This is a genomic window from Leptospira fletcheri (assembly GCF_004769195.1).
GTDB classification, from domain to species: Bacteria; Spirochaetota; Leptospiria; order Leptospirales; family Leptospiraceae; genus Leptospira_B; species Leptospira_B fletcheri.
The window spans coordinates 54929-81920 of sequence record NZ_RQET01000010.1 but is presented as its reverse complement, the minus strand read 5'-3'; the positions used below and the strand labels follow the sequence as shown (position 1 = coordinate 81920).

The 26992-nt window shown below is 47.3% G+C and carries 30 protein-coding genes; 29 read left to right on the top strand and 1 reads right to left on the bottom strand.

Features of this window, described 5'->3' with window-relative positions:
• Positions 1-34 precede the first annotated feature (34 nt).
• Genes EHO60_RS14165 through EHO60_RS14155 form a run of 3 tightly spaced genes read left to right on the top strand, consistent with a single transcriptional unit; the run spans position 35 to position 3113 of the window.
• The gene (locus EHO60_RS14165; RefSeq protein ID WP_135768867.1) at positions 35-592 is read left to right on the top strand and encodes a cob(I)yrinic acid a,c-diamide adenosyltransferase; all 558 of its coding nucleotides are present in this window, start codon (positions 35-37) and stop codon (positions 590-592) included.
• Positions 565-1866, top strand: a complete 1302-nt coding sequence (locus EHO60_RS14160; protein ID WP_135768866.1) for a peptide MFS transporter — start codon at positions 565-567, stop codon at positions 1864-1866. The genes EHO60_RS14165 and EHO60_RS14160 overlap by 28 nt, the downstream gene beginning before the upstream one ends.
• The gene (locus EHO60_RS14155) at positions 1863-3113 is read left to right on the top strand and encodes a C40 family peptidase (RefSeq protein ID WP_135768865.1); all 1251 of its coding nucleotides are present in this window, start codon (positions 1863-1865) and stop codon (positions 3111-3113) included. Before EHO60_RS14160 ends, EHO60_RS14155 begins: the two co-directional genes overlap by 4 nt.
• Positions 3114-3154: 41 nt before the next feature.
• Here the strand turns inward: EHO60_RS14155 and EHO60_RS14150 are convergent, their stop codons facing one another.
• On the bottom strand, positions 3155-3778 hold the full coding sequence (locus EHO60_RS14150) for an LON peptidase substrate-binding domain-containing protein (protein ID WP_210409378.1): 624 nt from the start codon (positions 3776-3778) through the stop codon (positions 3155-3157).
• 56 nt (positions 3779-3834) lie between these two features.
• Between EHO60_RS14150 and rfaE1 the strand changes: the two genes are divergently transcribed.
• The 26 genes from rfaE1 to EHO60_RS14020 all read left to right on the top strand — a co-directional run bounded on the left by rfaE1 (position 3835) and on the right by EHO60_RS14020 (position 26958).
• A complete protein-coding gene (rfaE1, locus tag EHO60_RS14145; protein WP_135768863.1) occupies positions 3835-4845 on the top strand; it encodes a D-glycero-beta-D-manno-heptose-7-phosphate kinase in 1011 nt (336 codons plus the stop codon).
• Positions 4842-5330 carry a D-glycero-beta-D-manno-heptose 1-phosphate adenylyltransferase gene (gene rfaE2, locus EHO60_RS14140; RefSeq protein WP_246028324.1) on the top strand — a complete coding sequence of 163 codons (489 nt, stop codon included), beginning with the start codon at positions 4842-4844 and terminating at the stop codon, positions 5328-5330. Before rfaE1 ends, rfaE2 begins: the two co-directional genes overlap by 4 nt.
• Before the next feature lie 112 nt (positions 5331-5442).
• Positions 5443-7062 carry a CTP synthase gene (locus EHO60_RS14135; RefSeq protein WP_135768862.1) on the top strand — a complete coding sequence of 540 codons (1620 nt, stop codon included), beginning with the start codon at positions 5443-5445 and terminating at the stop codon, positions 7060-7062.
• The gene (gene kdsA, locus EHO60_RS14130; protein ID WP_135768861.1) at positions 7059-7922 is read left to right on the top strand and encodes a 3-deoxy-8-phosphooctulonate synthase; all 864 of its coding nucleotides are present in this window, start codon (positions 7059-7061) and stop codon (positions 7920-7922) included. The genes EHO60_RS14135 and kdsA overlap by 4 nt, the downstream gene beginning before the upstream one ends.
• A gap of 79 nt (positions 7923-8001) precedes the next feature.
• Positions 8002-8559, top strand: a complete 558-nt coding sequence (gene lptC, locus EHO60_RS14125) for an LPS export ABC transporter periplasmic protein LptC (protein ID WP_135768927.1) — start codon at positions 8002-8004, stop codon at positions 8557-8559.
• A gap of 8 nt (positions 8560-8567) precedes the next feature.
• Positions 8568-9905, top strand: coding sequence for a hypothetical protein (locus EHO60_RS14120; protein ID WP_135768860.1), 1338 nt, complete (start codon positions 8568-8570; stop codon positions 9903-9905).
• A 7-nt stretch (positions 9906-9912) separates the two neighbouring features.
• Positions 9913-10638, top strand: a complete 726-nt coding sequence (gene lptB / locus EHO60_RS14115) for an LPS export ABC transporter ATP-binding protein (RefSeq protein WP_135768859.1) — start codon at positions 9913-9915, stop codon at positions 10636-10638.
• A complete protein-coding gene (rpoN, locus tag EHO60_RS14110) occupies positions 10635-12065 on the top strand; it encodes an RNA polymerase factor sigma-54 (RefSeq protein ID WP_135768858.1) in 1431 nt (476 codons plus the stop codon). Before lptB ends, rpoN begins: the two co-directional genes overlap by 4 nt.
• 5 nt (positions 12066-12070) lie before the next feature.
• The gene (gene hprK, locus EHO60_RS14105) at positions 12071-13036 is read left to right on the top strand and encodes an HPr(Ser) kinase/phosphatase (RefSeq protein WP_135768857.1); all 966 of its coding nucleotides are present in this window, start codon (positions 12071-12073) and stop codon (positions 13034-13036) included.
• Complete coding sequence (locus EHO60_RS14100; protein ID WP_135768856.1) at positions 13008-13274, top strand: HPr family phosphocarrier protein; 267 nt, start codon at positions 13008-13010, stop codon at positions 13272-13274. Before hprK ends, EHO60_RS14100 begins: the two co-directional genes overlap by 29 nt.
• Positions 13271-15061 carry an LIC_11548 family sensor histidine kinase gene (locus tag EHO60_RS14095; RefSeq protein ID WP_135768855.1) on the top strand — a complete coding sequence of 597 codons (1791 nt, stop codon included), beginning with the start codon at positions 13271-13273 and terminating at the stop codon, positions 15059-15061. Before EHO60_RS14100 ends, EHO60_RS14095 begins: the two co-directional genes overlap by 4 nt.
• A gap of 6 nt (positions 15062-15067) precedes the next feature.
• Positions 15068-16411, top strand: coding sequence for a sigma-54-dependent transcriptional regulator (locus tag EHO60_RS14090; protein ID WP_135768854.1), 1344 nt, complete (start codon positions 15068-15070; stop codon positions 16409-16411).
• Complete coding sequence (locus tag EHO60_RS14085) at positions 16404-17255, top strand: hypothetical protein (RefSeq protein WP_135768853.1); 852 nt, start codon at positions 16404-16406, stop codon at positions 17253-17255. The genes EHO60_RS14090 and EHO60_RS14085 overlap by 8 nt, the downstream gene beginning before the upstream one ends.
• Positions 17252-19195: a replication restart helicase PriA gene (gene priA, locus EHO60_RS14080; RefSeq protein ID WP_135768852.1), complete on the top strand. Its 1944-nt coding sequence runs from the start codon at positions 17252-17254 to the stop codon at positions 19193-19195. The genes EHO60_RS14085 and priA overlap by 4 nt, the downstream gene beginning before the upstream one ends.
• Positions 19195-20139 carry a methionyl-tRNA formyltransferase gene (gene fmt, locus EHO60_RS14075; RefSeq protein WP_135768851.1) on the top strand — a complete coding sequence of 315 codons (945 nt, stop codon included), beginning with the start codon at positions 19195-19197 and terminating at the stop codon, positions 20137-20139. Before priA ends, fmt begins: the two co-directional genes overlap by 1 nt.
• Positions 20136-21137 carry a PASTA domain-containing protein gene (locus tag EHO60_RS14070; protein WP_135768850.1) on the top strand — a complete coding sequence of 334 codons (1002 nt, stop codon included), beginning with the start codon at positions 20136-20138 and terminating at the stop codon, positions 21135-21137. The genes fmt and EHO60_RS14070 overlap by 4 nt, the downstream gene beginning before the upstream one ends.
• Complete coding sequence (gene rpe, locus EHO60_RS14065; RefSeq protein WP_135768849.1) at positions 21134-21787, top strand: ribulose-phosphate 3-epimerase; 654 nt, start codon at positions 21134-21136, stop codon at positions 21785-21787. The genes EHO60_RS14070 and rpe overlap by 4 nt, the downstream gene beginning before the upstream one ends.
• Positions 21788-21931: 144 nt before the next feature.
• Positions 21932-22198 (top strand): 30S ribosomal protein S16, encoded by a 267-nt coding sequence (rpsP, locus tag EHO60_RS14060; protein WP_135768848.1) that lies wholly within the window; start codon positions 21932-21934, stop codon positions 22196-22198.
• Positions 22198-22428 carry a KH domain-containing protein gene (locus EHO60_RS14055; protein WP_135768847.1) on the top strand — a complete coding sequence of 77 codons (231 nt, stop codon included), beginning with the start codon at positions 22198-22200 and terminating at the stop codon, positions 22426-22428. Before rpsP ends, EHO60_RS14055 begins: the two co-directional genes overlap by 1 nt.
• Positions 22421-22948 (top strand): ribosome maturation factor RimM, encoded by a 528-nt coding sequence (rimM, locus tag EHO60_RS14050; RefSeq protein WP_135768846.1) that lies wholly within the window; start codon positions 22421-22423, stop codon positions 22946-22948. Before EHO60_RS14055 ends, rimM begins: the two co-directional genes overlap by 8 nt.
• Entirely contained in the window at positions 22938-23606 is a 669-nt protein-coding gene (gene trmD / locus EHO60_RS14045; protein ID WP_135768845.1) for a tRNA (guanosine(37)-N1)-methyltransferase TrmD, read from the top strand. The genes rimM and trmD overlap by 11 nt, the downstream gene beginning before the upstream one ends.
• Complete coding sequence (gene rplS, locus EHO60_RS14040; protein ID WP_135768844.1) at positions 23603-24031, top strand: 50S ribosomal protein L19; 429 nt, start codon at positions 23603-23605, stop codon at positions 24029-24031. Before trmD ends, rplS begins: the two co-directional genes overlap by 4 nt.
• A gap of 3 nt (positions 24032-24034) precedes the next feature.
• On the top strand, positions 24035-24700 hold the full coding sequence (locus EHO60_RS14035; protein WP_135768843.1) for a ribonuclease HII: 666 nt from the start codon (positions 24035-24037) through the stop codon (positions 24698-24700).
• Complete coding sequence (locus EHO60_RS14030; RefSeq protein WP_135768842.1) at positions 24697-25506, top strand: hypothetical protein; 810 nt, start codon at positions 24697-24699, stop codon at positions 25504-25506. Before EHO60_RS14035 ends, EHO60_RS14030 begins: the two co-directional genes overlap by 4 nt.
• On the top strand, positions 25494-25763 hold the full coding sequence (locus EHO60_RS14025; protein ID WP_135768841.1) for an EscU/YscU/HrcU family type III secretion system export apparatus switch protein: 270 nt from the start codon (positions 25494-25496) through the stop codon (positions 25761-25763). Before EHO60_RS14030 ends, EHO60_RS14025 begins: the two co-directional genes overlap by 13 nt.
• A 10-nt stretch (positions 25764-25773) precedes the next feature.
• Entirely contained in the window at positions 25774-26958 is a 1185-nt protein-coding gene (locus EHO60_RS14020) for an HD-GYP domain-containing protein (protein ID WP_135768840.1), read from the top strand.
• The last annotated feature ends 34 nt before the right edge of the window (positions 26959-26992 follow it).

Sequence of the window (26992 nt, the reverse complement as noted above, 5' to 3'; positions counted from 1 at the left end):
CTTCCCGGATTTTGTCCCTTAATTCCCGTTATTTATGAAGATTTATACCAAAAAAGGGGATTCCGGTACGACTTCTTTGGCCTCCGGAACCCGCGTTTCCAAAGGTGACATTCGAGTGGAATTGTACGGCACAGCGGACGAATTGAATTCCGTCCTGGGTGTGGCCGTTTCTTTTTTAAAGACTTCTTCCGAGCTAAAAGGGATTCTGGATCGGATCCAAAATTTGCTTTTTGAATTGGGTTCCGAATTGGCCGGCTTTCATAAAAAGGACGGCACCTCCTGTATTTTAGAGGAGGACGTCCTACAATTGGAACAAGAAATAGACGCTTGGGAAACATCCCTAGTTCCCTTAAAGCATTTCGTTCTTCCCGGAGGATCGCAAGCGGCGGCATTCCTACATGTGGCTCGCACGATCGCAAGAAAATTGGAAAGGGATCTCGTAAAAGCAAAGGATGGAGGATCTCCCATCCATCCCGAAAATCTACGGTTTTTAAACCGGCTTTCCGACCATCTTTTCGTAGCGGCACGTTACGCGAATTTTGAATCACAAGTACAAGAACCTCAATGGAAATCCAGAGCCAAAGGAAATTGAGACATCCCAAAGGCCTTTTTCTCCTATTTTTCGTAGAAATGTGGGAGCGGTTTTCCTTTTACGGAATGCGGGCCTTGTTGGTCCTTTTTTTGACGAAGTCCTGGTTTCTCGCCGACCAGGAAGCCAATCGAATTTACGGGATTTATAACGGGCTCGTATATTTGACTCCGATTTTCGGAGGCTTTCTTGCGGATCGATTTTTAGGTTATCGGATTTCCATCTTTTTAGGCGGGCTCCTGATGATGCTTGGCCATCTCTCCCTTGCCATAAACGGAACTGAAACGTTTTTTCTGGGTTTGGGATTGCTTATTCTAGGAAACGGATTTTTCAAACCCTGCATTTCCACGGTCGTAGGGAAAATTTACGAGCTGGAGGGAAAGGCGGATCTGAAAGATTCGGGGTTTACGATCTTCTATTTCGGAATCAACCTAGGCGCGGTCCTTGGTACCTGGGCCTGTGCCAATATCGCCGAAATTTACGGCTGGCATTTCGGATTCGGTGTGGCCGCTTTGGGAATGCTTACCGGTCTTCTCATTTTCGGAACCTGGAGTTCTGTTCTTCCGAAGAATTCTTTCGTGCCGGGAGCGGCGTTAGGCGGTTCTGCAGAAGCGCAAACGGAGTCGACTTCCGCGATCGCAACTCGGGATCGGATCCGAGCGATTCTTGTGTTCTCGGGAATTACGATCATATTCTGGGCCTCTTTCGAGCAGATGGGATCTTCCTTGAATCTGATCATAGACAGGTATGTGGATCGGAATTTATACGGGTGGACGATCCCGGCTGCGAATTACCAGTCTCTGAATCCGATCTTCGTCATTCTGTTTTCATTGGTCGTGTCCGGAGGTTGGAAAAAACTCGAATCTTCCGGGATTCACGTTTCAAGCGTGGTGAAGTTTTCCATGGCTCTGGTGACTTTAGCTTCGGGGTTTTTAGTTTTGTGTCTAGCTACCTCTTTGACCCAAGGAAAATTTTCCTCCTGGTGGATCATTCTCGCGATCCTATTGCATACTTTCGGCGAACTGTTTATTTCTCCGGTAGGCCTTTCCCTAATCACGAAATTAGCGCCGCCAAAATCCGGGTCGATGATGATGGGAATTTTTCTCTTATCCAGTTTTTTCGGTCATTTGATCGCGGGAGAATTGGCGGGGACCATGGGAGGAAGGGATCATCTGTCCGAATTTTTTCTTCTCTTCGTGATCGTGCCGGGTTGCACTGCTTTCATTCTCTATCTCTTCCGAAAAAAATTGGAATCTTGGATGCATGGTGTAAGATGAAGCCAGTTTTTTTCGCGGTCCTATTTCTGAGCTTTCCGATCTCTCTCGCTGCGGATCCGTTTCAAGACCTGTTAAAACAGGACTTTTCCAAAAGCCAAAGCTTACTCATCCAAAATGCGGTATTCCAAAAGATCGGCCGTAGAGCGAACGAAAAGGAAGTTCTTCAGATCGCGAAAAATCTGATCCCTTGGGCTGTTTTGGAAGGTCTGTCTCCGGAAACGGTCGCGGATCTGATCCTGAAAATGGATACGGCCCGAAAATTCGGTTTCTCTTTCGAGGAGTCAGAAGACGCGATTCCCGTTTCCGCAAAACGGGAAATCCCGGAAAAGGATTTTCCCTATATCGTTCTTTACCTAAAGGAAACGAGCCAAGCCAGAATCTCTGAAGAGGTGCGGAATCGTTTTTTGGACACCGCTTTGGAAAGAAACTGGTCCGGTTTTTCCGTCTTGGCGGCTGGGAGGGCTCTGGCCGCGGGCAAATTGGTGGATTTTCCCCAGAACCGATTGGCGACAAGGATCCTAAATCGTTTCAGCCCGAAAGGTCCCAAAGAACCCTGGTCCAGATGGGAATCCGATTTTAAATCGGTTCTCGACGGAAAATTGGAAGGAACTTCTTATATTCTTTTATCGAATTTGAAAAAATTGCATTCTCAGACGGAAAAAGGAGAGGGGGGTTCTCTTTCCAAAGCGAGATCCGTAGAAAATTCGTTAAACGAAGTAGGCCAAATCGTGATCGGAGACCGACCGAAATTCGAGCCGATTTCCGAACCTCCGCTTGTTCCGAATCTTCCCGAGCCGAACGAGCCTGTCCCACCTCACAGCGAGGAGAAGGAGGATTGGCATGTTCTTTCCGCTTCGACTCTGAAAAAAGTCGCGGGAGAATGGGTCGGAACTCCTTACAAATGGGGGTCTTCGGCCAAGACGGGAACGGATTGTTCCGGATTCACATATAGGGCCTTGACCGACGGACGGATCGGAGTTCCGGAAAGACTGGTATCGAGGGCTTCTAGCGCTCAGTCGAAACTGGGTGTTTCGGTGGAACACGACGAAATGAGAGCGGGGGACCTGATCTTTTTTTCGGCATCTCCCAGCCAGTCCAAAGTGACTCATGTCGGACTCGTGCTTTCACCCAAGGAGTTTGTCCACGCATCCTCGACCAGAGGAGTGATCTTCGATCATGTGGATTCCAAATGGTGGTTAGAACGTTTCGTTCTTTCTAGAAGATTGTTCAGCAAAGTGGTAGAGTAGATTTCGGAACGCAAATTCAGGAAAGAGAACTTCGGAATCTCTCATTCTCCTAGATTCATTTCCTCCACGATCCAAAGTAAAACCTTGGCTTTTTGCACGGGATCCGAGTTGGACAGAATCTCCTGTTTTTTATCAAAATCGAAGTTTAATATGGATGAGATGAAATCCACCGGAAAAGGATGCCCCCAAAGATCGTTCATTCTAAGAATGAGTTCTTCCTGAGCCCCCTCAGAAAGCAGGATCCGTTTGGTCAGAGAAAGGATGCGATCGAATAAATCCCGAAAAATCTCGTTTTCGGTACGGGAGCGTTCCGGAGGAATTTTTTCCACGATCCCGATCCGAAACGGGTCCAAAGTCTCATACCCGCTCAGTCTTGCGATCCCCTTTCCTTCCAATAAGATATTCGAGCGGCCGTCGGGGAGCGGGTCCTTTCGGACGATGGTTCCCCAGCCGAATACCGTCTCGATTTCGGGATGAGGATCGTTGTTTTTCAAGGATTCCATCCGAATCGGAGCGACCGCCATCTCTTCCCCCGACTCGGAACAATAATCGAGCATCATCCTGTATCTAGGTTCGAAGATGTGCAGAGGCAAAAAAGTTCCCGGAAAGAGAATGATGCCCGGCAATGGAAAGATCGGGATTGTAGTTGTTGACACCGAAAGAATATCCTAACCATTTGAAGGGAAAACGCAAACGAATTTGCTGAAAGCCCGGTCCAAAATTGTACTCGATAAAAAAGAATCTTTACCTTACCGCCGCAAATCGTCTCTCCGGGACGAAAATCATCGTCATCGGAGACCTCATTTTAGACGAATATCTCTTCGGTGAAGTGAATCGGATCTCTCCCGAGGCCCCGGTTCCCGTGGTTTGGGTCCGGAAGGAAAAAAGAACCTTGGGAGGCGCGGGAAACGTCATTAAAAATTTATCCCGTTTTGGGGTCACTTCCGTCGTTTTGGGAAGATCCGGAAACGACGAAACCGCAAACACTTTAAAGGAATTATTGACCCAAGAGAAGACCCATGCGGAAGGCAATAAAATCCTTCTTTCGGAAAACGTGCCGACCATCTTAAAAACCAGGGTGATCGCAGGCCACCAGCAGGTGTGTCGGATCGATCGGGAAGAAACCCATTCCCTAACTAACTCGGAAGAAGAGGAACTGTTCCGAGCCTTTTCCGAAAGGATCGACCAGGCGGACGCGGTTGTACTCTCCGATTACGATAAGGGAACCCTCACCCCGAAATTGATCCGGGAAGTCATCTCCCTTTCGGTTGCCAAAAAAAAGATCGTCACTGTGGATCCTCAAGTTTCCCATTTTTTCCAGTATGAAAAAGCAAGTATTCTGACTCCAAACCATCACGAAGCCGGTAAGGCTCTCGGGAGAAAATTGGAAACGGATCGAGAGGTGGAAAGCGCAGCGAAGGAGATTGCGGTCCGATTGGGTTCTCCTTCCATGATGATTACGAGAGGGGAAAAAGGGATGAGTCTGTATTTGGCGGCCGAAGACAAAACCCATCATATTCCAACGGTTGCCAAGCAGGTGTTCGACGTGACCGGAGCGGGAGACACGGTCATCTCCGCATATACCGCTTTTCGAGCCGCCGGTTTAACGGAACTAGAGTCGGCACTGGTTTCCAATGTTGCGGCAGGGGTCGTCGTAGGAAAACTGGGCGCGGAAACGGTATCCCTTTCCGAATTGCAGGACGCTCTGGAAAAAAGGGGAATCCTCACTTGAGTCTTTTAGAAGAATGCCTGGAAAAGATCGTTCCGTTTTCGGAAGCATCTGCCCATGCAAATCGAATCCGGACCTCGGGAAGGATCGTCTTTACCAACGGAGTCTTCGATTTGATTCATAAGGGACATCTGACCTATTTGGCGCAAGCCGCCGAACTGGGAGATTTCCTCTGGGTAGGATTGAATTCGAACGAGTCCGTTCGTAGACTCAAAGGTCCGGAGAGACCTGTAAACTCGGAAGAAGACCGGGCCCTTCTACTCTCCTGTCTTTCCTTCGTGCATACGATCACCGTGTTTTCCGAGGAAACCCCTCTAAATTTAATTTCCCAAATCCGCCCGAACGTCCATACAAAAGGTGGAGATTATGATCCGGAAACCCTTCCGGAAGCGTCTTTGGTGAAAAATCTAGGCGGGGAGGTTCGTATCCTTCCGTTTGTCCAGGGATTTTCCAGCACGGATCTCATCCGGAGAATCCGAGGGATCTAAATCGTCCCGGGGAGAAATTCCAACCTTCCGATTTCCGGGAAAATTCCGCGAAATTCGGAGTTGGTTTTTCCAGAACCGAGAAAAACCCTGTTCCCCAAGGAAGGAGAGGGAATTGTCCAAGACCAAATTTATTTTCGTCACCGGAGGAGTGTGTTCCTCTTTAGGAAAGGGGGTTTCCGCCGCTGCTTTAGGTTGCCTTCTCGAAAGTAGGGGGTATTCGGTTTCTCTCCAAAAAATGGATCCCTACATCAACATAGACCCGGGAACGATGAGCCCGTACCAACACGGAGAGGTCTATGTAACCGAAGACGGAGCCGAGACGGACCTGGATCTGGGTTATTACGAGCGTTTTACCAAATCTAAGTTTACGCGTAAGAATTCCATTTCGACCGGCCAAATCTATAACACCGTAATCCAGAGGGAACGCAAAGGAGATTACCTAGGCAGGACGGTCCAGGTAGTACCTCATATCACGAACGAAATCAGGAACCGCATCTATACTCTCGCGAGGGAAAACGCGACCGATTTCGTGATCGTAGAAATCGGCGGAACGGTGGGGGATATTGAATCCATTCCTTTTCTGGAAGCCATACGCCAGATGCGCTATGAACACGGTCCCGCGCATGTATTATTCATCCATGTTACCTTAGTTCCCACGATCACCGTTGCCGGAGAGGCGAAGACGAAGCCTACACAACATTCCGTAAAGGAATTACTCGCTTTGGGAATCCAGCCGGACATCCTGATTTGCAGAGTCAATCAGCCGATGGGAAAAGAAATGAAGGGAAAAATCTCTCTCTTCTGTAACGTTAAGGAAGAAAACGTGATCTCGGCCTCCGATATCAGCACTTCCATCTATGAAATTCCTAAAATGTACAAAGAAGAAAAGCTGGACCAGGTAGTGTTGAAGACCTTGGGAATGGAACTGGGTAGATCCAATTTTGCGGAGTGGGAAAAGATCATAAAAAGCATCCAGTCCGCAAAATATACGGTTCAAATCGCAGTAGTCGGAAAATACATATCGTTACACGACGCGTATCGCTCGGTCTACGAAAGCCTTTCCCACGGAGGGATCGCCAACGAGGCGAATGTGGAATTCGTGAAAGTGGATCCGGAGAAAGTGGACAAAACGAACGTAAAGGATCTCTTAAAGGGAGTGCAGGGGATTCTGGTTCCCGGAGGATTCGGAGATCGCGGTATAGAAGGTAAGATTCTAGCCATCCAATATGCTAGGACGAAGGGAATTCCCTTTTTCGGAATTTGCCTGGGAATGCAGTGCGCGGTGATCGAATTCGGAAGAAACGTTTTAGGATTGAAAGAGGCAAACTCCACGGAATTCAGACCTGATTCTCCGGATCCGGTGATCTCTCTCATCGAAGAGCAAATGGATATAGACCAAATGGGAGGAACCATGCGTTTGGGTTCCTATCCTTGTAGGATTCGTAAAAATACTTTGGCTTTTACGGAATACAAACAGGAGTTGGTTTACGAGCGCCATAGGCACAGATTCGAATTTACGAATCGTTACCGTGAAGCCTTCGAAGAAAAGGGGTTGGTCTTTTCGGGAATTTCTCCCGATGAAAACTTGATCGAAATCGTAGAGATTCCGGATCATCCTTGGTTCGTAGGGGTCCAATTCCATCCGGAATTCACGGGCAAACCTACGAAACCCCATCCCTTATTTGCCGGATTCATCCGCGCAGCGGTCAAACTAACTAGGAAGGTATCATGAGCGATCGAACTGCCACTAGCCGGGACTTTTTGGACGGCACCAAAATCGGAGGAGATCATCCTTTTTTCCTTATCGCAGGTCCTTGCGTAATGGAAAATCAGGACCTCTTGGATCGGGTCTGCGGAGAGATGGTCGGAATTTGTTCCGAGCTGGGAATTCCCTACGTTTTTAAAAGCAGTTTCGATAAGGCGAACCGTTCTTCGGTCAATTCCTATAGAGGACCCGGTCTTGCCGAGGGAATCAAACACCTGGAATTCATTAAAGGAAAATATAATGTTCCCGTATTGACGGATATCCACGAGACTTCTCACATCTTACCTCTGAAGGACGTGTTAGATATCTACCAAATCCCGGCCTTTCTCTGCAGACAAACGGATTTGATTTCCGAATCCGCTAAGACGGGCAAATGGGTCAACGTAAAGAAAGGACAGTTTCTTTCTCCGCAAGATTGCAGGCATATCAAAACGAAAATACAGGAATCGGGATCGGAAAAATACATGGTCACCGAGAGAGGGACGACTTTCGGATACGGAAATCTGGTCTTCGACGGAAGGACAGTACCTATTCTGCACCAATATGATATACCGGTGATCTTCGACGCCACCCATTCCGCACAATTACCCGGAGCCGCCGGAAATAGTACGGGAGGGCAGAGAGAGTTCATCCCCAGTATCGTCAGGAGCGCCGTCGCATTAGGAATCGAAGGGCTATTCATGGAAGTGCATCCCGATCCGGAAAAGGCGTTGTCCGATGCCACGACCCAGTATCCGATCTCCCAAATCAAATCCCTTTTGAAAGAGCTGATCGGTTTGGATCGGTACGTAAAACGGGAAATCCTGAATTCGAACGAATCTAACTAAAATAGAATTCGGTGCAGCCGTGAAACTCCGTCTTTCCTTCTTAAAAAATCTCGATGCAGAGACGGTGCAAAAATACCGGATGTACGCCGGAGTCGTTCTAGGGATCGCCGCAATCGTAGCCTTCTTTTTGGTGGCTGGAAAGAAGGAAGCGAAATACACGCGGGTGGAAAACGAAAAAGAATCCGGTGCGACGGTATCGTTTAAAAAGTTCGAAAGAGACCAGTACGATCAAAGCGGTATCCTGAATTGGAAATTACGTGCGGATGAATCCTACGTTTTCGTCGGAGAAGGAAAAACCGTATTGTACGAGATAGACTTCGATCAGTTTGAAGAAGGTAAGTTCAAATCGAAACTGACCGGAGACAAAGGGGAAATCAACCATTCCACAAAGCTGATGGTACTAAACGGCAATATAAGGTTGGTTACGAACGAGGGAAGAACCTTATTGGCCAAATCTCTGGAATACAATACCGAAACCAAAAAACTATCTTCGGACGAAGAAGTGGTCGTGGAAGCGGACGGAACTAGAATCCGCGGAATAGGATTGAGAGCCGACAAGGATCTGAACAAGTTTACCATCCTTCGTCCGACCGCCATTACCCAAGGCGGAACCAATCCACTTTCCACGGCTCAGTGAAACTGATTATGGTAAAACGGGCTTTTCCATTTTTCTGTTTTTTTCTTTTATTATTTACGAACTTTTTATCCTCTCATGTTCGCCCGCCTTTGCTTTTTTCTCCGGATTCGTTGGAAAGAAAACCCATACTAGGAGTCGGGGAACCAGATCCCGCTAGAAAAGAAAGTTTTCCCACGTATTGGGGAGGAAGTTCCCTAACTCAGGAGGACAAACAGATCCAGGGAGTTAAGGTGACTTATTTTACTTTGGAAGGAGGCGCCTGGATCCAACACAAAAAGGTGAAATTATCCGCCTCCAAGATAGAGGTATTGGGCAAAGACGCATATAAAGCTTTTCTAAAGAACGGCGTGGAAGTGGACGACCAGGAAAACGGAACCACCCTGAGAGCCGGATCCGGAGATTACGATAAATATGCCGAAATCGTCGTAATCAAGGAAAGACCGAGAATGTTTTTCAAGGATAAAAGCGGTAAAACCACGGTGATCTCCGCACAATTGATCGAAAGACAACTCAGTACAAAGATCACGAAATTGACCGGCGGAGTCGTCATTTCCCATCCTGATGTCACCATTCTCTGCAAAGAGGCATTGTTTCAGGAATCGGAAAATCTGATCACGACGGATCCGAATCCGTTTCTGGTTTCCAAAGATCGATATTTGACCGGGGAAAAACTTTCCTTCTACACGAACGACAATAGGATCCTATTAGAGCAGAATACGGTGCTTTTTCAGACCTCGTATGAAAAACGACAATCCGAAAACGAGGAGGAAACCACCGAAAAAGTGATCACCATTCTTAAGGGAGATCGTTTGGAAAGCTCCTCCGACGAGAAAGGAGAAAGAATCGTCACTCTGAAAGGAAATTCCACCGTGCTCAGAAAACACCTCAAGATCACTGCGGACATTCTACAATCCGTAGGCACGGATTCGCATACGATCCGAGGTAAAAACAACATCAAGATCGAAGATCGGGAAAACCGCCTTATATTGTACGGGAATGTCTTGGATTACTTCCGAAAAGAGGAATACATGCATATTACCGATGACGGTAAAATGGAATTTCTGGACTCCAAAACGGGAGCGGTAACGACCACGATGACCGCCCAGGAATTCGAACGTTTTTTGGACAAGGGAGAGACGGTCATACGAGGGAATGTGCTCATCAAAGCGAAAGGTTCCCAAGCGATGGGTGAATACGCCACTTATGTGGAGGAAGAGGAAATCATTTATCTGGAGGGAAATCCGAGAATGGATCGGGCCGGTAAGATTTTACGGGCGGGAAAAATCCTCTTTTATCCTAGGGAAGGGCGGGCGATTCTGACCGAAGGAGTCCATCTAGGAAATTAGGAGACAAATGGGTACGACGATCCGTTGCCAAAACCTCGTAAAGATCTATAATAAGCGGAAGGTCGTGGACGGGGTCACCTTTGATATCAAAAAAGGGGAAGTGGTCGGTCTTCTGGGACCGAACGGAGCGGGAAAAACCACGTCTTTTTATATGTCCGTGGGTTTCGTTCAACCGGACTCGGGGCAAGTATTCATAGATAACCAGGACGTCACCGAGTTTCCTATGCATACTCGAGCCAAACTAGGAGTGGGATATCTCGCTCAGGAAGCCTCTATCTTTCGAAAGCTCACAGTCGCGGAAAATCTAGAAGCTATTTTAGAGACTCTGGAAATATCCAGAAGTGAAATCGTACAAAGAAGAGACGAATTGCTTTTGGAACTGCAAATTATGCGGGTCGCAAATCAAAAAGGCTATACTCTTTCCGGCGGTGAACGGAGAAGATGCGAAATCGCGAGGGCCTTGGTTACAAAACCGGATTTTATCCTTCTTGACGAACCTTTTGCAGGGGTGGATCCTATAGCGGTTAAGGACATCCAGACCGTCATCAATAGCTTGAAGGAAAAAGGCCTGGGAATCCTGATAACGGACCACAACGTGAGAGAAACCTTAAAGATCACCGATCGGGCTTATATCATGCATAGCGGTAAGATTCTCATCGCAGGAACTCCCAAGGAATTGGTGAACGACAAAGAAGCGAAGCGAATGTATCTAGGCGAGGATTTTAAACTGTGAATTTAAACCATCAGCTCGTCCAAAAGCAGACCCAAAAACTGGTCATGACTCAGGACCTGCGCCAGTCCATTGAGCTATTGCCTCTCTCCACGGTGGAGCTCGCGGACAGAATCAGCGCCGAGTTGGTGGAAAATCCTATGCTTGAAGAGGAGGCTTCTTCCGAAAGAAGCAAAAATCCGGAACTCTATTCCTCCGACGATCTTAGAAGAAAAGAAAAAAACGATTTTATAAAGAACTCCGACGTAGGTTGGCAGGATTCCTTTACTCTGGATCGACCCCAAGCCCGCGGATCCGACGCTTCGGACCGGAACCAGAAATACATAGAATCTTCCCCGAATGCACAATCTTTGTCGGAGCATCTTCTCTGGCAGCTCAGGATTTCGCCTTTGAAGGAAAAGGAGATGGAAATCGCCGAGATTCTGATTTCCATGTTGGACGACCGAGGCTTTATTCCGAAGACGGAGCAGGAATTATCCGCGGAAATCAGCGTCCCCGTAAAGACGATCCAAAAGGTGCTAGGGCAGATCCACCAATTGGATCCTCTGGGAATCGGTGCTAGGAATATCCAACAGACACTGCTCGTCCAATCCAAAATCCTGAGGCCGAACGACGAAAAACTACACGACCTGATCGAAAATCATTTAAAAGATCTGGAAAAATTGGATTACAAAGGAATTTCCAAGAAAATGGGGATTTCCATCGAAAACGTGGAGGCGATGGCGGCGGAAATCAAAAAGCTCGAACCTTTCCCCGCGACTTTATACAATCCCAAAAAACCGGATTATATCCTGCCCGATGTGATCGTCCGGGAAATAGGTGGGGAATTTAATATTCTGTTAAACGACGAATGGCTTCCCAAATTGAAGATAAACAAAGAATATAAAGGTTTTTTAAAAAAAGGCGCCAAAGATTCGGACAAAGAATATATCTCCTCCAAGCTGAATTCCGCCGAATGGCTGATTCGATCGGTCAACCAAAGAAGACAGACATTGTACAGGGTCGTCTCCGCTATCATAGAACTTCAAACCGAATTCTTTAGAAAAGGAGTCCGGCATCTTAGGCCCTTGACCTTGAAGGATATCGCCGAGCGTTTGGAACTCCACGAGTCCACTGTTTCCAGGATCACTTCCAACAAATATATCCAAACGTCTTGGGGAATCCTAGAGCTGAAATGGTTTTTTTCCTCGGGCTTGAAATCGAAAAGTTCCGAAGGGGGAATGGAATCTTCGAAAACCATCCACGATATGATCCGTAATCTGGTAAAGGAGGAAGATCCCGAAAACCCTCTCTCCGACCAGGAGATCGTGGAATTGATCGAAAAAAAAGGGATCGAGATCGCGAGACGAACCGTAGCTAAGTACAGAAAGATCCTGAAGATTCTCCCTTCCAACCAAAGAAAAAAAGTGAAATCCCTGGAGGCAAGATAACGGGAATGTCTGTGCCAGGAATCAACGTATCGAATATTTTAAAAGACCATCCGGAATTAGGGCTGAAGTTGATCGCCGGGGAAACCGGTCTGCAAAATCGGATTCATAGTTCGGAAATCAATCGACCGGGTCTCTCCTTAACAGGATTTTACGAGAGTTTTGCCCACGATCGGATCCAAATTTTCGGGAAGGGGGAATGGGCCTATCTCATTTCGAGAGAAGGAGACGGACTCAATCAGATCGCTTCGGAATTTTTCCATTTTCATCTGAATTGCATCATTTTTACCCATGGAAATTCCGCACCGCCCATATTCGTGGAATATTGCAACCGCCTGAATATTCCACTCTTGGTTTCGGACGTATCCACGCATAAATTCATCACTCTGATTTCGCAGATATTGGATCGTAGCCTTGCGCCCAGGACCATGAGACATGGAGTATTGATAGAGGTATTCGGTATCGGTATTCTGCTGTCGGGAAAAAGCGGAGTCGGAAAAAGCGAAACCGCCCTAGAACTCATCGAGAGGGGGCATCGATTGGTCGCCGACGATATGGTCGAGATCAGGCGGCTTTCCGAAAGTTATCTGATAGGAACCTGTTCCGACCTTCTCCGTCACCACATGGAAATCCGCGGACTGGGTATATTAAATATCAAAGATATATTCGGAATCGGTTCTGTCCGCGACCATAAATTGATCGAGCTCATCATCCACTTAGAAGAGTGGTCGGACGAAAAGGAATTCGATCGAACGGGTCTGGAAAATAGGACCGAAGAGGTTTTGGGTGTGCTTATTCCTCTTATCAGATTGCCGGTCCGTCCAGGACGGAATATTCCGATCATCGTAGAAACGGCGGCAATGAATCAGAGGTTAAAGAAGCTGGGCAAAAATGCCGCAGCCGAATTCAGTCAGAAATTGAATATCTATTTGCAGCAAGGTAAAGTTGAGAGAAATCCACCTCAAAATCAATGAAAATAGTACGGGTATGCACGCCCGACCGGCCTCCGTCTTCGTAAACTGCGCGTCCAAATTTCCTTGCGAGGTTTTGGTTTCTAAGGAAGGAGTGGAAGTGAACGGAAAAAGCATTATGGGTTTGATGATGCTCGCCTTAGCACCGGGACAGGAATTTTCGATCCGGGCGACCGGCGAAAAAGAATCCGAAGCCATCGATGCGTTGTCCAGGCTGGTAACGGACGATTTTGCCGTATGAACCTTTTTCCGGTTCGAAACGAGGAGAACCGATACTATCTCAGAGATTTTTTTATTCTTTTCGGCGTGGTCGCCGTCGCCGTCTTCGCAGCGGAAATTCTGCACTTCCACAGGGCGGAAGATGCGAGTATTGTGGATCGAATCCTGGTCTACGTTTATTATACGATTCCTCTATTCACTTTAGCCATAGCTGTCTCCTATTTTTATAGAAACAAAAGAAACCTGGAAACGGGCAGACTTAAAAGTTCCATCCGCTACCGTCTCTCCTTGGCCTTCCTGTTCGTGGCAATGCTTCCTTCGATCCCGATCTTTTTCCTTTCTTCGAACGTAACAGGAAGACTGTTCGAGGGATTTTACGGTTTGGATATAGGACAAGCCTTGGATGCCGGGGATTATTTCATCGGCAAGGAATTGCGCCAGGAAAAGCAGGATCTGAAAATCAAAGCCAGGCTTTTTCAGAACCTGATCAAGAAAGAAAATACGAATGTCAATTCCTTGGTGAGAAGGGCTTACGAACTGAATCTAATTTCGGATCCAGAATATTACCTAGGCTGGTATGAAAAGGGAACTCCCGTCCTCGAAACCCGTTCTTTGAAGGTTCCGCCGGACGGATCCGCATTCCTCGCGATGGAAGGGGAGACGATCGAGGAAAATCTTTCCGTTCACCCTTCCCAATCCCATTATTTCCTGAAAATTCCCTCTCCCGATCGCACCAAATACCTTTTGCTCGGAAAAAGGATTTTCGTCGGAGAAGAAGAGAAAGCGTATTCGCTTTTAAATACGAGAAAGAATTATCACAAGGCCGACCTGGCAAAAGAAAGACTTCCTTATGAATTACGAGTTACGATCAGCCTGATGATCATCATCGTATTTCTGCTTTCCATCATATTCTCCCTTATTTTCGCCAGAAAGATATCCAGACCCATCATAGACTTGGCCAATGCGACGCAAAAGGTTTCCCTAGGAGATACGGATATAAATCTTCCTCTGACAGAAGGAGGAGAGATCGGCGCTTTGGTAGAATCCTTCAATCAAATGGTGAAAGATTTAAAGTCCAAAAATCGCGAGTTGATGCATATACAGCGCGTCGCAGCCTGGAAGGAAGTCGCCCAGAGAATGGCGCATGAAATCAAGAATCCACTCACCCCGATCCAGTTGTCGGCGGAGCGAATTCGAAGAAAATTGGATGCGAGCGTGCCGATCCCTTTCCAGGAAATCGTCGCCAAAGGAACGGAAACGATCGTAGGACAGGTCAAGATCCTGGAACATCTGGTAAACGAATTCTCGGAATTCGCGAGAATGCCTGCGCCCAGATTGATCAACCAGCATCTGGAACCGATCGTTTTGGAAAGCGTCAAATTGTACGAGCATACGCCCGGAATCCAGATCGAACTCCAATTGTCTAAAAATCTCCCGGAGATTTTTTTGGATAAAAAACTGTTTTTAGGAATCATGAATAATCTCTTCAAGAACGCTGTGGAAGCGATCGCAAGGAAAAAGGCGAAAGGCGAGTTATCAGGAATCGGAAAGATACGGGTTTCCACAAAATTGGAGAGAAGGATCATGAGAAAATCCGTGGTTCTAATGATAGAAGATAATGGCACTGGAATTCCGAACGAGTACAGATCCAAAGTTTTCGAGCCGTACTATTCCACTAAGGAGGAACATACCTCCGGTATCGGTCTCGCCATCGTACAGAAAACTGTGATTGACCATAGCGGCCATATCTCGGTAGATTCTTCCGAATTGGGAGGCTGCAAATTTCGGATAGAACTACCGGTAGCCTGACAGTTTATGAAGATATTCATCGTTGACGACGAACCGGAAATCAGAAAGTCCCTCAAGGATATCCTCGAGGATGAAGATTATGAAGTGGAACATTTTGCCAACGGAAGGTCCTTTCTAAAACAATTGAAAACGGAAAGACCGGGCTTGGTGCTTTTGGACGTCTGGCTGGGGAAGGAAGACGGACTCGTTCTGTTGGACGAATGCAAGAAGATCTATCCGACTCTGCCCGTATTGATGATTTCCGGACACGGGACCATAGAGTTGGCCGTTCAAGCCACCAAAAAAGGAGCTGTGGATTTTTTAGAAAAGCCTCTATCGATCGAAAAAGTTCTGGAAGCGGTGGAAGGCGTGCTCGCGCGCCAGGAAAGGACGGAACTCCCAGAAATCAAATTGGAATACGACGAGATTCTGGGAAATTCCTTGGCGATCCAGAAAGTAAAGTTCGCGATCGCTCAAGCGGCCGCGACGAACGCAAGAGTGTTCATATACGGAGAGAACGGTACAGGCAAGGAGTTGGTTGCACGAACCATCTTCAAAAATTCCAAGAGAAAGGACCAACCCTTCGTCGAGATTAATTGCGCAGCAATCCCTGAGGAATTGATAGAATCGGAATTGTTCGGATACGCAAAAGGCGCGTTTACCGGAGCGATGGAATCTAGGATCGGAAAATTCGAAGCCGCCAACGGCGGAACGTTGTTTTTGGATGAGATCTGCGATATGTCTTTGTCCACCCAGGCCAAAGTTCTCCGAATTCTGCAGGAACAGAGATTCGAAAAATTGGGAAGTACGGAAACGGTTTCCGTGGACGTACGAATCATAGCGGCAACCAATATTCCCGTGGAGGAAGCGATCCGGGATGGAAAATTCCGCGAGGATCTCTATTATCGTTTGAACGTGATTCCGATCGTCATCCCTCCGTTGCGGGACAGAAAACCGGATATACCGCTCCTTGTGGACCATTACGTAGGTCTCACTTTGGCGGAAAACAACCTTCCCCCTAAAAAAATCGAAAAGGAAGCTCTCTCCCTCCTAGAGAATCATTTTTGGCCGGGAAATATCCGTGAATTGAAAAACGTGATCGAAAGACTTTGCATATTGACGGTAGGCGATTCCATTCGGGCACAAGACGTAAAGGATTCCCTGACGGGATTTTTGAAAGCAAACGATCTTGTGGAAAAAGGGGATTTCAAGCGGGCCAAAGAGGAATTCGAGAAGCAATATATTATAAAAACATTGCAGATGAACGAAGGAAACGTATCCAAGACATCCAAAGCTTTGGGAATAGAAAGGTCTCACTTGTATCGTAAGATGAAATCTCTCGGAATCCAGACGGAAAACGTCCATGACTAAATCCGGAGGAACACTCGCAGAACTTAAGTTGATTCTTCAGGACCTCAGATTCCTGATCCAAAAGAGGGAAATTCCCATACGTAGGAAACAGGGAGAGCCTGATCCCGAAACCATGGAATTATCCTGGAGGGAAGATTGGAATTCCACGATCGGGCAATCGCTAGGACAGACTCCGACCTTAACCGAAAATCCTTCCCATACCAGAACTCCGCCCAAAAACTTGGACAGAAATCTTTCCTGTAAATTATGCCCGGACAGACTCAGTGCGATACGACATTTCCTCGTTAAAGGAAGAAAAAAGGTTTTAGTGCTCCATTATTCGGGAGAATTCCAGGCGGGAAAACCTTCCTATGCAAAAACTTCCCCCCAGCAAATTTTCCGCTCCTCAGAGGCCGAAGAACTTTTCGATCGACTGGTCCGGAAGCAATTCGGATTTTCGATGAGAGAATTTTACTACCAAGAATTTCCCGCTTGTCTTTTCGCACAGGATAAATCCTCGGAATCGGATTGGAAGAGAAGGACGGAAAATTGCAAAGAACAAGCCAACGAAACAATCCGCCAGGAAAACATCGTCGGAATCATTCTCTTGGGCGCCGCGGCAACCTTGACCTTCGGAAAAGACCAGGCGGCGGTACTTCTCGGAAAGACGACCGAATTTTCTCCCGGAATTCCCATGGTGGTCCTACGTTCTCCCGAGGCGATTTTAGCTGCGGAAGAAAAACGAAAGAGGACGTCTTCCGAAGATCCTAGTTTCCAGGAAGCGAAGAAGAAGGAAATCGAAGTCAAGGAAAGCGTACTTTCCCAATTGAATCTATTTCATTCGCTTATCAAGGACAGAATTTGATTCGCTACGCCGAAATCGCCTTCGACCTACCCATACAAGAAGACACCTTCACTTACGAAGTAGAACCAAATACGCAGGTCGGAGTACGGGTTCTGGCCCAGCTCCGAGGGAGGAAAGAAGAAGGCATCGTAATTTCTACGCATTCCAACGAACCCAATTACTCCGTCTTAGCCGTGGAGAAAGTAATCGATAAGATACCGATCGTCACGGAAGACCAGATCCGATTGGCTTATTGGATGAAGGAACAGTACCTCTCTTCTTTAGGCGAATGCATTCATAAAATGATTCCGAAGGGTAGAAGACATTCGAAAGTTACATTTTCGGAAGCGGAAGTCGAAGCGGAACCTCTACCTCTGAACGAGGAGCAAAATAAGGCGTTTCGGGGAATCAAAAAAGATTTCGGAAAAGAATCGGTCCATCTTCTCTTCGGAATCACAGGAAGCGGAAAAACGGAGGTCTATCTACATTTGATCCGGGACCTCTTAAAGGAAACGGACCGAGGAGCGCTCCTGCTTGTTCCCGAAATCGGATTAACGTACCATATTATCCGAAAATTAGAAGCGGTCTTTCCCGGCCAAGTCGCCTTACTCCATTCCGCTCTTAAGGTCTCGGAGAGATTCAAAGCGTACACGGACCTGCTTCTCGGCCGTAAGAGGATAGCCGTCGGGACCAGGTCCGCGGTCTTTTCTCCCGTCCCGAAATTGGGACTCGTCATTATAGACGAAGAGCATGACGGTTCCTTTAAGGAACATTCCAGTCCCAGATACCATGCCCGCCAAGTCGCTCTCCAGAGATGCAAAGAAAATCGGGGGGTATTGGTTCTGGGGTCGGCGACGCCGGCACTCGAAGTCTACCATTTGGCGATCAGCGGAAAGATCGGATTACAGGTGTTGAGCAAGCGCCCAGGAAACGCGATCCCGCCCGTCGTACGGATCGTGGAAAACAAAAAGGAATCCCGTCTTCTTAGCTCGGACCTTACGTTCGCGATCAAACAGAGATTGGACAGAAAGGAACAAGTCATTCTGTTATTGAACCGAAGAGGTTATAGCCCTTTATTGTATTCGGAAAGGGAAAAATCCTACGTTCCCTGTCCGAACTGCACTTCTCATCTTTGCTTCCACAAAAAAGGAACCGTGATCTGTCATCTTTGCGGTTTCAAAGATCTCTTATCCAGATTGGAAGCTCAAAGGGGGGAAAATCTGATCCTCCTGGGAACCGGAACACAGAAATTGGAGGAACACCTTCTCGAGTCCTTTCCGGGTTCCAGAATCGAGAGATTGGACCAGGATTCGATCCAAGATCGTTCGTTATTAACCGAAGTGATCGATCGACTCGTAAAAGGGGAAATAGATATCCTGACAGGCACCCAGATGATCTCGAAGGGCTTAGACGCGGGAAGAGTCACTCTCGTGGGAGTTCTGAACGCGGGTATAGGTCTGGGCTTGCCCGATTTCAGAGCAGGTGAAAGGATTTTTTCCTTGATGACCCAAGTCGCGGGAAGAGCGGGGAGGGCGGAGTTGCGAGGAGAAGTCCTGATAGAAACGCATACTCCCGACCATCCAGTCCTACAAATGGCAATCCATCAGGATTACGTAAAATTTTACGAATCCGAACTACCGATCAGAAAAGAATTGTTTTATCCTCCGTTTTCCAGATTGGTCAGAGTTCTCGCGAGATCGACGGACGAATCCGCCTCCGCCAAAACGATCGAAACGGTTTCGGGCCTGCTTCAAAAACACCTTCCGGAACCGAATTCCGTCCTTCTCGGTCCGGCACCCTGTCCTTTCTATAAAATAGATAAGAATTTTCGAAACCATATCCTGATCAAGACATCCTCTCCGGGAAAGTGGAGAGAAATCTTACGACAGGAAATCCGCCCCTTAAAGATTCCGAAAAACGTTTACTTGGAATTGGATTTTGATCCTGTGGATCTAGTCTGATGAAAATCGCTTTTTTCGGCACGCCGGAACATTCGGCCAAACTTTTTCGTTCTCTGCTCGAAACTCCCGGGATCGAGATCCTATTCGCCGTGACGAATCCGGATCGGCCGAAAGGCAGGAGCAAAACTCCCGTTTTCAGCCCGGTCAAGCAGGCCGCTTTAGAGAAAGGCTTACCGGTATTTCAATTCGAATCGATCCGAAAAGAAAAGGAAAAAGCTCTGGAGGAATTTTCCCGCTATTCCGCAGAACTCTATCTGGTTTTCGCATACGGTTCCATATTGCCGAAAGAGGTATTCGAATTTCCTCGATTCGGAACGATCAATCTGCACGGTTCTCTTCTTCCGGATTTGAGAGGGGCTTCTCCCGTTCAAACCGCTCTTTGGAAAGGTTACGACAAGACAGGAATCAGCATCCAGTACATCGGAGAGAAAATGGATGAAGGGGATATTATCCAGGAAGCGGAAATTCCGATTTCCCTCCAGGATGATACAGGAACCTTGATGGATCGAATTACGGAATTGGGAACGGAACATCTAGGAAAACTTCTCGCCGGACCGAGAACGAACCCTTTTGCTTCCCGGCCTCAGGATCCTTCCTTGGCAACCTATTGCGCGAAAATCAAACCCGAAGATCGAATTTTGGATTTTACAATTTCTGCAAGGGAAGTCCACGATCGAATCCGGGCTTTGGCCCCCGAACCGGGAGCAGTTTGTCGTTTCCGAGACAAGAGGCTCGTCCTTCACCAAACCAAGTGGACGGGGGAAAGGGACGAGGGGGTTCTACCGGGGAAATTGAAACGAATGGACAGAAAAACCCTTCTTTTCCAGTGTGGAGATGGTCTGTTCCTGGAAATCCTTTCCCTCCAACCGGAAAATAAGAACCGTATGAGCGCCTCGGATTTCCTAAACGGTTTCCGTATCACAGAAGAGGACCGGTTCGAGTGACAAAGGAAGAATTCCGTTCCAAATACCTCCCCGTCGGAGGTTATTTATTATTCATCGCTTTCGGCTTAGTCGTTTTTTTTATCGCAGCCTTCTTGGTGGTTTTCGTACGGACCAAGAGCGCCACTCTCGTTGTGATGCCGGATGTAGTGGGAAAGCCTTACAACGAAGTCCACAACGAGCTGAACAGACTTCAATTGAAAGTACGCTTGGAATCCAAAAGATATCCGGATAAGACGGACGGAATCATCATCTACCAATCCATCCGTCCCGGCAGAGAGATCGAAGCCGGTTCCAAAGTTTCCTTAACCGTTAACGTGGGATTGGATCGTTTGGTCATGCCAGAGCTCAAAGGACAGACCCTAGCTTCCGCAAAAAATGCGATGGAAAAAGTTCTTTCCGGAGAAACGTACGTTTCCTTGCAACTCGGAGGAATCACCTACGTGGAAGCGAAAAACGGGGAATTGCCGGATACGGTTGTGGATCAAATCCCGGAAGCGGGAAAAAATACGACCGCGAGAGAGAAAGTGTTTTTGTTAGTCACCAAGGCCGCCGGAAAGAAGAAAGAGGGAGATCCGCAGACTTTCGAATTCAAACCGGGGGATTCTTACGTGTTTGCACAAAGAGTTTTGGCGAGGAACGGAATTCCTTCCAAAGCGGAAATTTTGGAGACCAAGTTCCGTCCTGAAAACGGGAAAATCGAATCCGTACAAAAAAACGGATCGGAATACAAATTCAAGGTATTCTACTTTGAACCGGAAGATCGGATCGAAAGCGGGTATGAGAGATTCGAATATAAGATCTCCGATAATGGAATTTACAAATTGGTAGTGAAGGACCAAAAGGACGCTTCCAAACAGTTGGAAATTTCCGCACCCACGCAATACCAGGAAGGCGAAAAACTCCAAACCGTATTTTATCGGGCCGGTGACGTGACCCTGGTTTTGCTGGACCAGTCCGGCTCAAAAGTAAAATCAAAAGATTACGAGAACGAACTTTGAAGATATCCGCCTCCATTTTAGCAGCTCAATTAACTTCTCTTTCCTCCCAAATCCCTTCGTTTCAACAAGAAAGCATAGATCTGATCCATATGGATGTGATGGACGGAAATTTCGTTCCTCAGATCAGCTTTGGAGAAGCGATCACGAAGGAAGTCAAAGGAATGACCTCTATCCCTTTGGACGTTCACCTGATGGTGGAAAAACCGGAAAACCACGTAGCAAAATATTTCGAACTCCATCCTTACTGCATTACCTTTCATGCGGAAACCACCCGTTTTCCGATCCGGCTCGCCCAGGAAATCAAAAAGAGCGGAACCAAAGTCGGAGTTTCGCTGAATCCGGGCACTCCGGTACAGGTTCTGGAAACACTGCTGCCTTACTTGGATTTGGTGCTGATCATGACTGTGGAGCCCGGCTTTTACGGACAGAAATTCGTGGACGGAGGCTTGGAAAAAATCCGCAAAGTCAAATCCCTAATTTCGTCCTTTCCCATAGAACTAGAAGTCGATGGTGGAGTGAACGATTCGAATATTCGGGCTCTCGCGGAAGCAGGCACGGATATTTGCGTAGTTGGGGCAGGCCTATTCAAAACCGGGACACCCAATGACAACGGCAAAAAACTCAAGAAAATCGCGGTAGGCGCAGCCTAGCTTCTCGTAATAGAAAAAATCCAAGACCTTTCCCCCTTCGCAAATGGGATATGTTCTTGACATAAGAGTTCCGTTCTAAAAAATGGCTTATTGAGGCGGACCGGATTTCGGCTCGCCTTCCTATCCAAACGAAGGATTTTTACTTTGGTTAAGATTAGACTACAAAGAACCGGAGCCAAAAACAACCCGCACTACCGGGTCGTGGCCGCAGACAGTCGTTCTCCGCGTGACGGAAAGTTCATCGATATTCTCGGACATTATCACCCTGCCGAAATCAAGGAACAGACCACGTTAGACAAGGCAAAAGTTTTAGACTGGCTTAGAAAAGGCGCCCAACCTACCGGGACCGTTCTGAACCTCATTAAAAACGAGGGAATCTGGGCGGAATACAAACAAGCCGCTAAGAAATAATGGAAGAATTAGTCCGTTATATCGTTACTTCTCTAGTGGACCATCCGGAAGAGATTTCCGTAACGGAAATAGAAGGCGAAGAACAAACCGTTCTGGAGTTACGGGTTTCTCCCAAAGACGTGGGAAAAGTGATCGGTAAAAACGGAAGAATCGCAAAGTCTCTCCGTGCGATCCTTACGGCAGCCTCGGTGAAGGCCGGCAAAAATATCTCCTTAGAAATTATTGACTGACGACCGGATTCTTGTCGGAAAGCTGGGCAAACCTTTCGGATTGAAAGGTTTGGTCCGGCTGGTAGCACAGGATAGTTCGGTTCCTTCTCTCCAACTCCCTCTTTCAGTCAAACTCAAGTTCCGAGGAAAACCGGATATGGATCTGGTCTTACTCGAAGCAAAGGTTCATTCCGGTAAAATCCATCTTTTGTTCCAGGGTTATTCTACACCCGAAGACTCAGCGAAATTGACAGGGGGGGATCTATTTGTCGATCCCAGCCATTTTCCGCCTAGCAAAGAAGGAGAATTCTATCTTTTTGAACTGAAAGGGTTGAAGGGAATCCGGGAAAATGGAGAAGATCTAGGTTGGACTCTCGTAGATCTTATGGAAAATCCTGCCCATCCGATATTGGTATTTCAAGCTCAAGAATCGGATCAAGAGGAAATTCTTATTCCATTTCTGGAAATCTATGTAGGCGAAATACGCTTGTCGGAAAAGAGGATCGTACTTAGGAATCCGGAGGTTTGGAATGAAGTTTAATTTCATCACGCTATTCCCTTCTAAGATTCAGTCCTATTTTGCCGAAGGCCTGCAGGAAAAAGCGATCCGAGCCGGGATCTTTTCCGTTCATACCGTTCACTTACGGGATTACTCCAATAACAAACATTTCAAGGTGGACGACACCCCTTATGGGGGTGGGCCAGGAATGTTATTAAAAGTGGAACCGGTGCATTTGGCATTGCAATCTCTGGGGGAACAAAAAGGGCTGGTGATTGTTCCGACGCCTTCCGGAATTCCTTTCACACAAGAGGTCGCAGTTCGTCTAGCCAAACGAAAAGGTCCGATCACTCTGATCTCCGGATATTACGAAGGCATCGACCATCGAGTTTCCGAACATCTTGTTGACATAGAGCTATCCCTTGGAAATTATGTAATTTCAGCCGGAGATTTGGCCAGCCTTTGTATCGCGGACGCCGTGTCCAGGCTTTTGCCCGGATTCATGGGCGACCAAGAAAGCCTGGAAGACGAGTCGCATAACGATCAAAACGTATTGGAGTATCCTCAATACACGAAACCCTCCGAGTACAACGGATGGAAAGTTCCGGAAGTTTTGCTGAGCGGAAATCACGCTGCGATAGAATCCTGGCGTGAGAAGAATAGAAAAAGAATCGACCCCGAGAAAACGAGGAATCTATGAAAGAACTTCTGAAAGGCGGATTGCCCACGGATCAAAATCGCACCCTGAATTTCAACGTCGGGGACACCGTTAAGGTACATTATAAAATCCAAGAATCCGGAAAAGAGCGCATTCAGGTATACGAAGGAGTAGTCATTTCCATCTCAAACGGCGGAAACGGAAAATCTTTCACGGTTCGTAGGATCTCCTATGATGTAGGTGTGGAAAGGGTTTTCCCACTGTATTCTCCCAGAATCGCGAAGATCGAATTGATTCGGAAAGGTCGAGTTCGTCGTTCTAAATTGTTCTTCCTACGGGAACGCTCAGGGAAATCCGCTCGTATCCGCGAACTGAAAGGCGGTAAAATTCTGGTTGCAGAAGATAAAAAGCGTCAGGCTGCGGAAGAAGCTGCAGCAGCTTCCGCTGCGACTCCTGCTTCCGAATAAGAATTGCCCGCGGGAAACTTCGAACCCGAAGAATCCCGTTTTTACCCGCAAGGAATCCCTTGCGGGATAGATGAAGCCGGTCGGGGCCCTTACGCAGGACCTCTCTCTATCGCTCTCGTTTCCTTTTTTCCCCAACAATTCGATTCGATTCTAAAGGGCGCTCTTTTACCAGGGTTAGACGATTCCAAGAAACTCTCGGAATCCAAGAGGGAAAGACTCTATTCCGAAATCCTGGAAATCGCTCCCATTCGTTGTCACACTTTCGTTTCCCATTCCTACATCGACCGTTTCGGAATCAATCGTGCAGTACTGGAAGGAATCGCTAAATGTTACAGGTTAGCGCTCCGTTCTCCGATCACAAAAGAAAGGGGGGAACCGTTCCTGCTCATAGACGGAAATTACAATTTTTCCAAATATGTCGAATCCAACTTTCTTCGGAATAGGTCACACTATTATACGAAAGGGGATTCCCGGATCGCAAGTATAGCTGCGGCTTCCATTATCGCAAAGGTTGCCAGGGATCGCTGGATGAGAGGAATCGCTTCCAAATTTCCAGGGTACGGTTTCGATTCCCATAAGGGTTACGGAAGCGCAAATCACGAAAAAGCGATCCGAGCCTTGGGTCTCTGTAGAATCCATCGTTTGTCCTTCACGAAAAAATTCCAATGAGTCCGATCCCGCCAATTCCATTTTATCCGAAAGAATTTCCCAGAACACCGAACGTGAAAGGACCGGAAGCCGATCCAGTCAAAAACATGGATTCGATCGGATTCGTGCGGCTGATTTCCCATCCGGAAGCGTTCGATGGAGAATCCAAGGAAGCGCCTTTCTTTCGTGTTTGGGTCAGGGAGGGAAGCCGGGAAGGAAAGGCTGTTCTATTTTGGGAAGGACAAAACAGGGAAATCAGAACCGAAACGCCTTTAATCGAAGGGGAAGAACTGAAACTGGAAAGGTTTTTAACCCAACAAGGTACTAAGTGGAAAATACTAGAAAGGCGACTAACGGAAGGGGGAGAAATCGAAGAGCCGATCCCGCTCTCCAAAACGGGCGTTCTTGCCACATTGGAAAAACTGCTGAGACAAGAAGACGGGCCCCAGTCTCAGGAGGGAATCCTTTCTTTTCTAAAGACGTATTTTCCATTCTTGGATTGGAAAGGGGAAACTCCCTTTTTTTCCTGGAAATTGGGAGAAGAAGACCAAGCCGAGGGTTATCTAGGGAAGGACCAAAAAGGGAAAATCTTCGTGCTTAGGATCGAGTCTAAAAATGGTGGGCCGAGTCTCTATCGCTTCCATTGGAAAAAGGAGGACGCTACGGACTTGATTTTAACCGCAACTTATAGTAGCTTTAAAATGTACTTGCACATGGGGGAAAATCGGAAAAAATTCAGGGAATTTCTGGAGAAAAACGGAGTAAAATTCCGGGAGGTTCGAATTTCGTACAAACCTTCCTTTCAAAGGAGGGAATGGAGCGCTTGAAGCTAGGAATCGCCCTTAAATTCGTTCCGAAACAAGATACCGCACCGAAAGTCGTCGCGACCGGGGAAGGTTTTTTAGCCGATCACATTCGACGAGTGGCAGAGAATCATCGGATTCCTATCGTATCCAATCCGCCTCTAGCGGAGTCCTTATATTCTCTCCAGGCAGGAGAGGAAATTCCGGAGAATTTGTATAGAGCTGTAGCGGCGGTTTTCGCATACTTGTTAGGAGAAAACGAAGCAGGCGAAATGTTTTAAGGAATTGAAAATGAAAAAAGTAAGTGTTGCGGAACTGAAACCGGGGATGAGATTCACCAAACCCGTTTATCTGGACAAGGAAAACCTTTTTATTACTTCCAATACACCGATCACGGATTCCGATTTGGAAAGGTTGAAGAGGTTCGGAATCACGGAAGTGCTTACTCACGGGGATCCTTTGCAAATCAATACGGATCCGGAATTTTTAGAAACCCAGATAGAGGACGTCATTCTAAGCACGATCGTAGATGAAGACCTTCTACCGCTCAAGGGAATCTACGACAACCTGAATCGAATCAAGATCCAATTTTCCTCGTTGTACAAAGCCACGTTCAACGTAGTTCAGGACGTATACAGAAAAGCGGCCGAAGAGAAGACCTTCGAATACGGTCCGATCCGGGACCAAGCCGAGGCAATGGCGGACTTCGTAAGAACCCACAGCAATCTTTCCTATCTGATCTTAGGGATGAACAACCCGGGGTATTATCTGTATAACCAGATCACAAACTCCACTTTTTACGCTCTCATCATCGGGAAATTGCTGGATTATTCCCGCCCAAAAATGGTGGACCTTGCTATTTCCTGTTTGGTCGCAGACGTGGGGATGACAAAGGTTCCGGCGACCATTTCCGAAAAAACGGACCAACTGAACGACGAGGAATACAAATCGATCCTAAAACACACCATCATCGGATACCAAATTCTGACCCAGAGGATTAAGATCAAGAACAGCCTAGCCGTGGTAGCTCTCCAGCACCACGAAAGATACGATGGAAAAGGGTATCCGCAAAAATTGGCGGGAGCGTCCATCGAAGAAGCGGCGAGAATCTATGCGATTGCCGACAATTTTTCCGCGTTGATCACGAACCGTCCGCATCGCAAAAGGATTCTTCCGCACGAGGCGATCAAGTCCATGATCAGCATGGACGTGGGAAAGTTCGATTTAAAAATCGTGCGCACTTTTCTGAATCACGTATCCCTATACCCGGTGGGATCCTGCGTGGAACTTTCCGACAAGCGGATCGGGATCGTGCTTAGCTCCAATCCGGATAAACCTCTCAGGCCTAGTATCCGCATTCTAAAAGACGAATACGGAACTTTCGTTCGCCATCTCATTCTTGTGGATTTGGTGAAGGAGAACCATCTCTTTATCGTTAAGGCTCTGGACCTGCAGGACGTTACGGGCAGTCACTGATACGATCGAGTTCTGAAACATTCCGTCCCCGAGC

Bases quoted from the DNA above. Each gene is read 5' to 3' on its own strand.
- EHO60_RS14165 (WP_135768867.1), top strand. From the start codon at position 35: ATGAAGATTTATACCAAAAAAGGGGATTCCGGTACGACTTCTTTGGCC.
- EHO60_RS14160 (WP_135768866.1), top strand. From the start codon at position 565: ATGGAAATCCAGAGCCAAAGGAAATTGAGACATCCCAAAGGCCTTTTT.
- EHO60_RS14155 (WP_135768865.1), top strand. From the start codon at position 1,863: ATGAAGCCAGTTTTTTTCGCGGTCCTATTTCTGAGCTTTCCGATCTCT.
- kdsA (WP_135768861.1), top strand. From the start codon at position 7,059: ATGAGCGATCGAACTGCCACTAGCCGGGACTTTTTGGACGGCACCAAA.
- lptC (WP_135768927.1), top strand. From the start codon at position 8,002: ATGTACGCCGGAGTCGTTCTAGGGATCGCCGCAATCGTAGCCTTCTTT.
- EHO60_RS14120 (WP_135768860.1), top strand. From the start codon at position 8,568: ATGGTAAAACGGGCTTTTCCATTTTTCTGTTTTTTTCTTTTATTATTT.
- lptB (WP_135768859.1), top strand. From the start codon at position 9,913: ATGGGTACGACGATCCGTTGCCAAAACCTCGTAAAGATCTATAATAAG.
- hprK (WP_135768857.1), top strand. From the start codon at position 12,071: ATGTCTGTGCCAGGAATCAACGTATCGAATATTTTAAAAGACCATCCG.
- EHO60_RS14095 (WP_135768855.1), top strand. From the start codon at position 13,271: ATGAACCTTTTTCCGGTTCGAAACGAGGAGAACCGATACTATCTCAGA.
- EHO60_RS14090 (WP_135768854.1), top strand. From the start codon at position 15,068: ATGAAGATATTCATCGTTGACGACGAACCGGAAATCAGAAAGTCCCTC.
- EHO60_RS14085 (WP_135768853.1), top strand. From the start codon at position 16,404: ATGACTAAATCCGGAGGAACACTCGCAGAACTTAAGTTGATTCTTCAG.
- fmt (WP_135768851.1), top strand. From the start codon at position 19,195: ATGAAAATCGCTTTTTTCGGCACGCCGGAACATTCGGCCAAACTTTTT.
- EHO60_RS14055 (WP_135768847.1), top strand. From the start codon at position 22,198: ATGGAAGAATTAGTCCGTTATATCGTTACTTCTCTAGTGGACCATCCG.
- trmD (WP_135768845.1), top strand. From the start codon at position 22,938: ATGAAGTTTAATTTCATCACGCTATTCCCTTCTAAGATTCAGTCCTAT.
- rplS (WP_135768844.1), top strand. From the start codon at position 23,603: ATGAAAGAACTTCTGAAAGGCGGATTGCCCACGGATCAAAATCGCACC.
- EHO60_RS14030 (WP_135768842.1), top strand. From the start codon at position 24,697: ATGAGTCCGATCCCGCCAATTCCATTTTATCCGAAAGAATTTCCCAGA.
- EHO60_RS14025 (WP_135768841.1), top strand. From the start codon at position 25,494: ATGGAGCGCTTGAAGCTAGGAATCGCCCTTAAATTCGTTCCGAAACAA.
- EHO60_RS14020 (WP_135768840.1), top strand. From the start codon at position 25,774: ATGAAAAAAGTAAGTGTTGCGGAACTGAAACCGGGGATGAGATTCACC.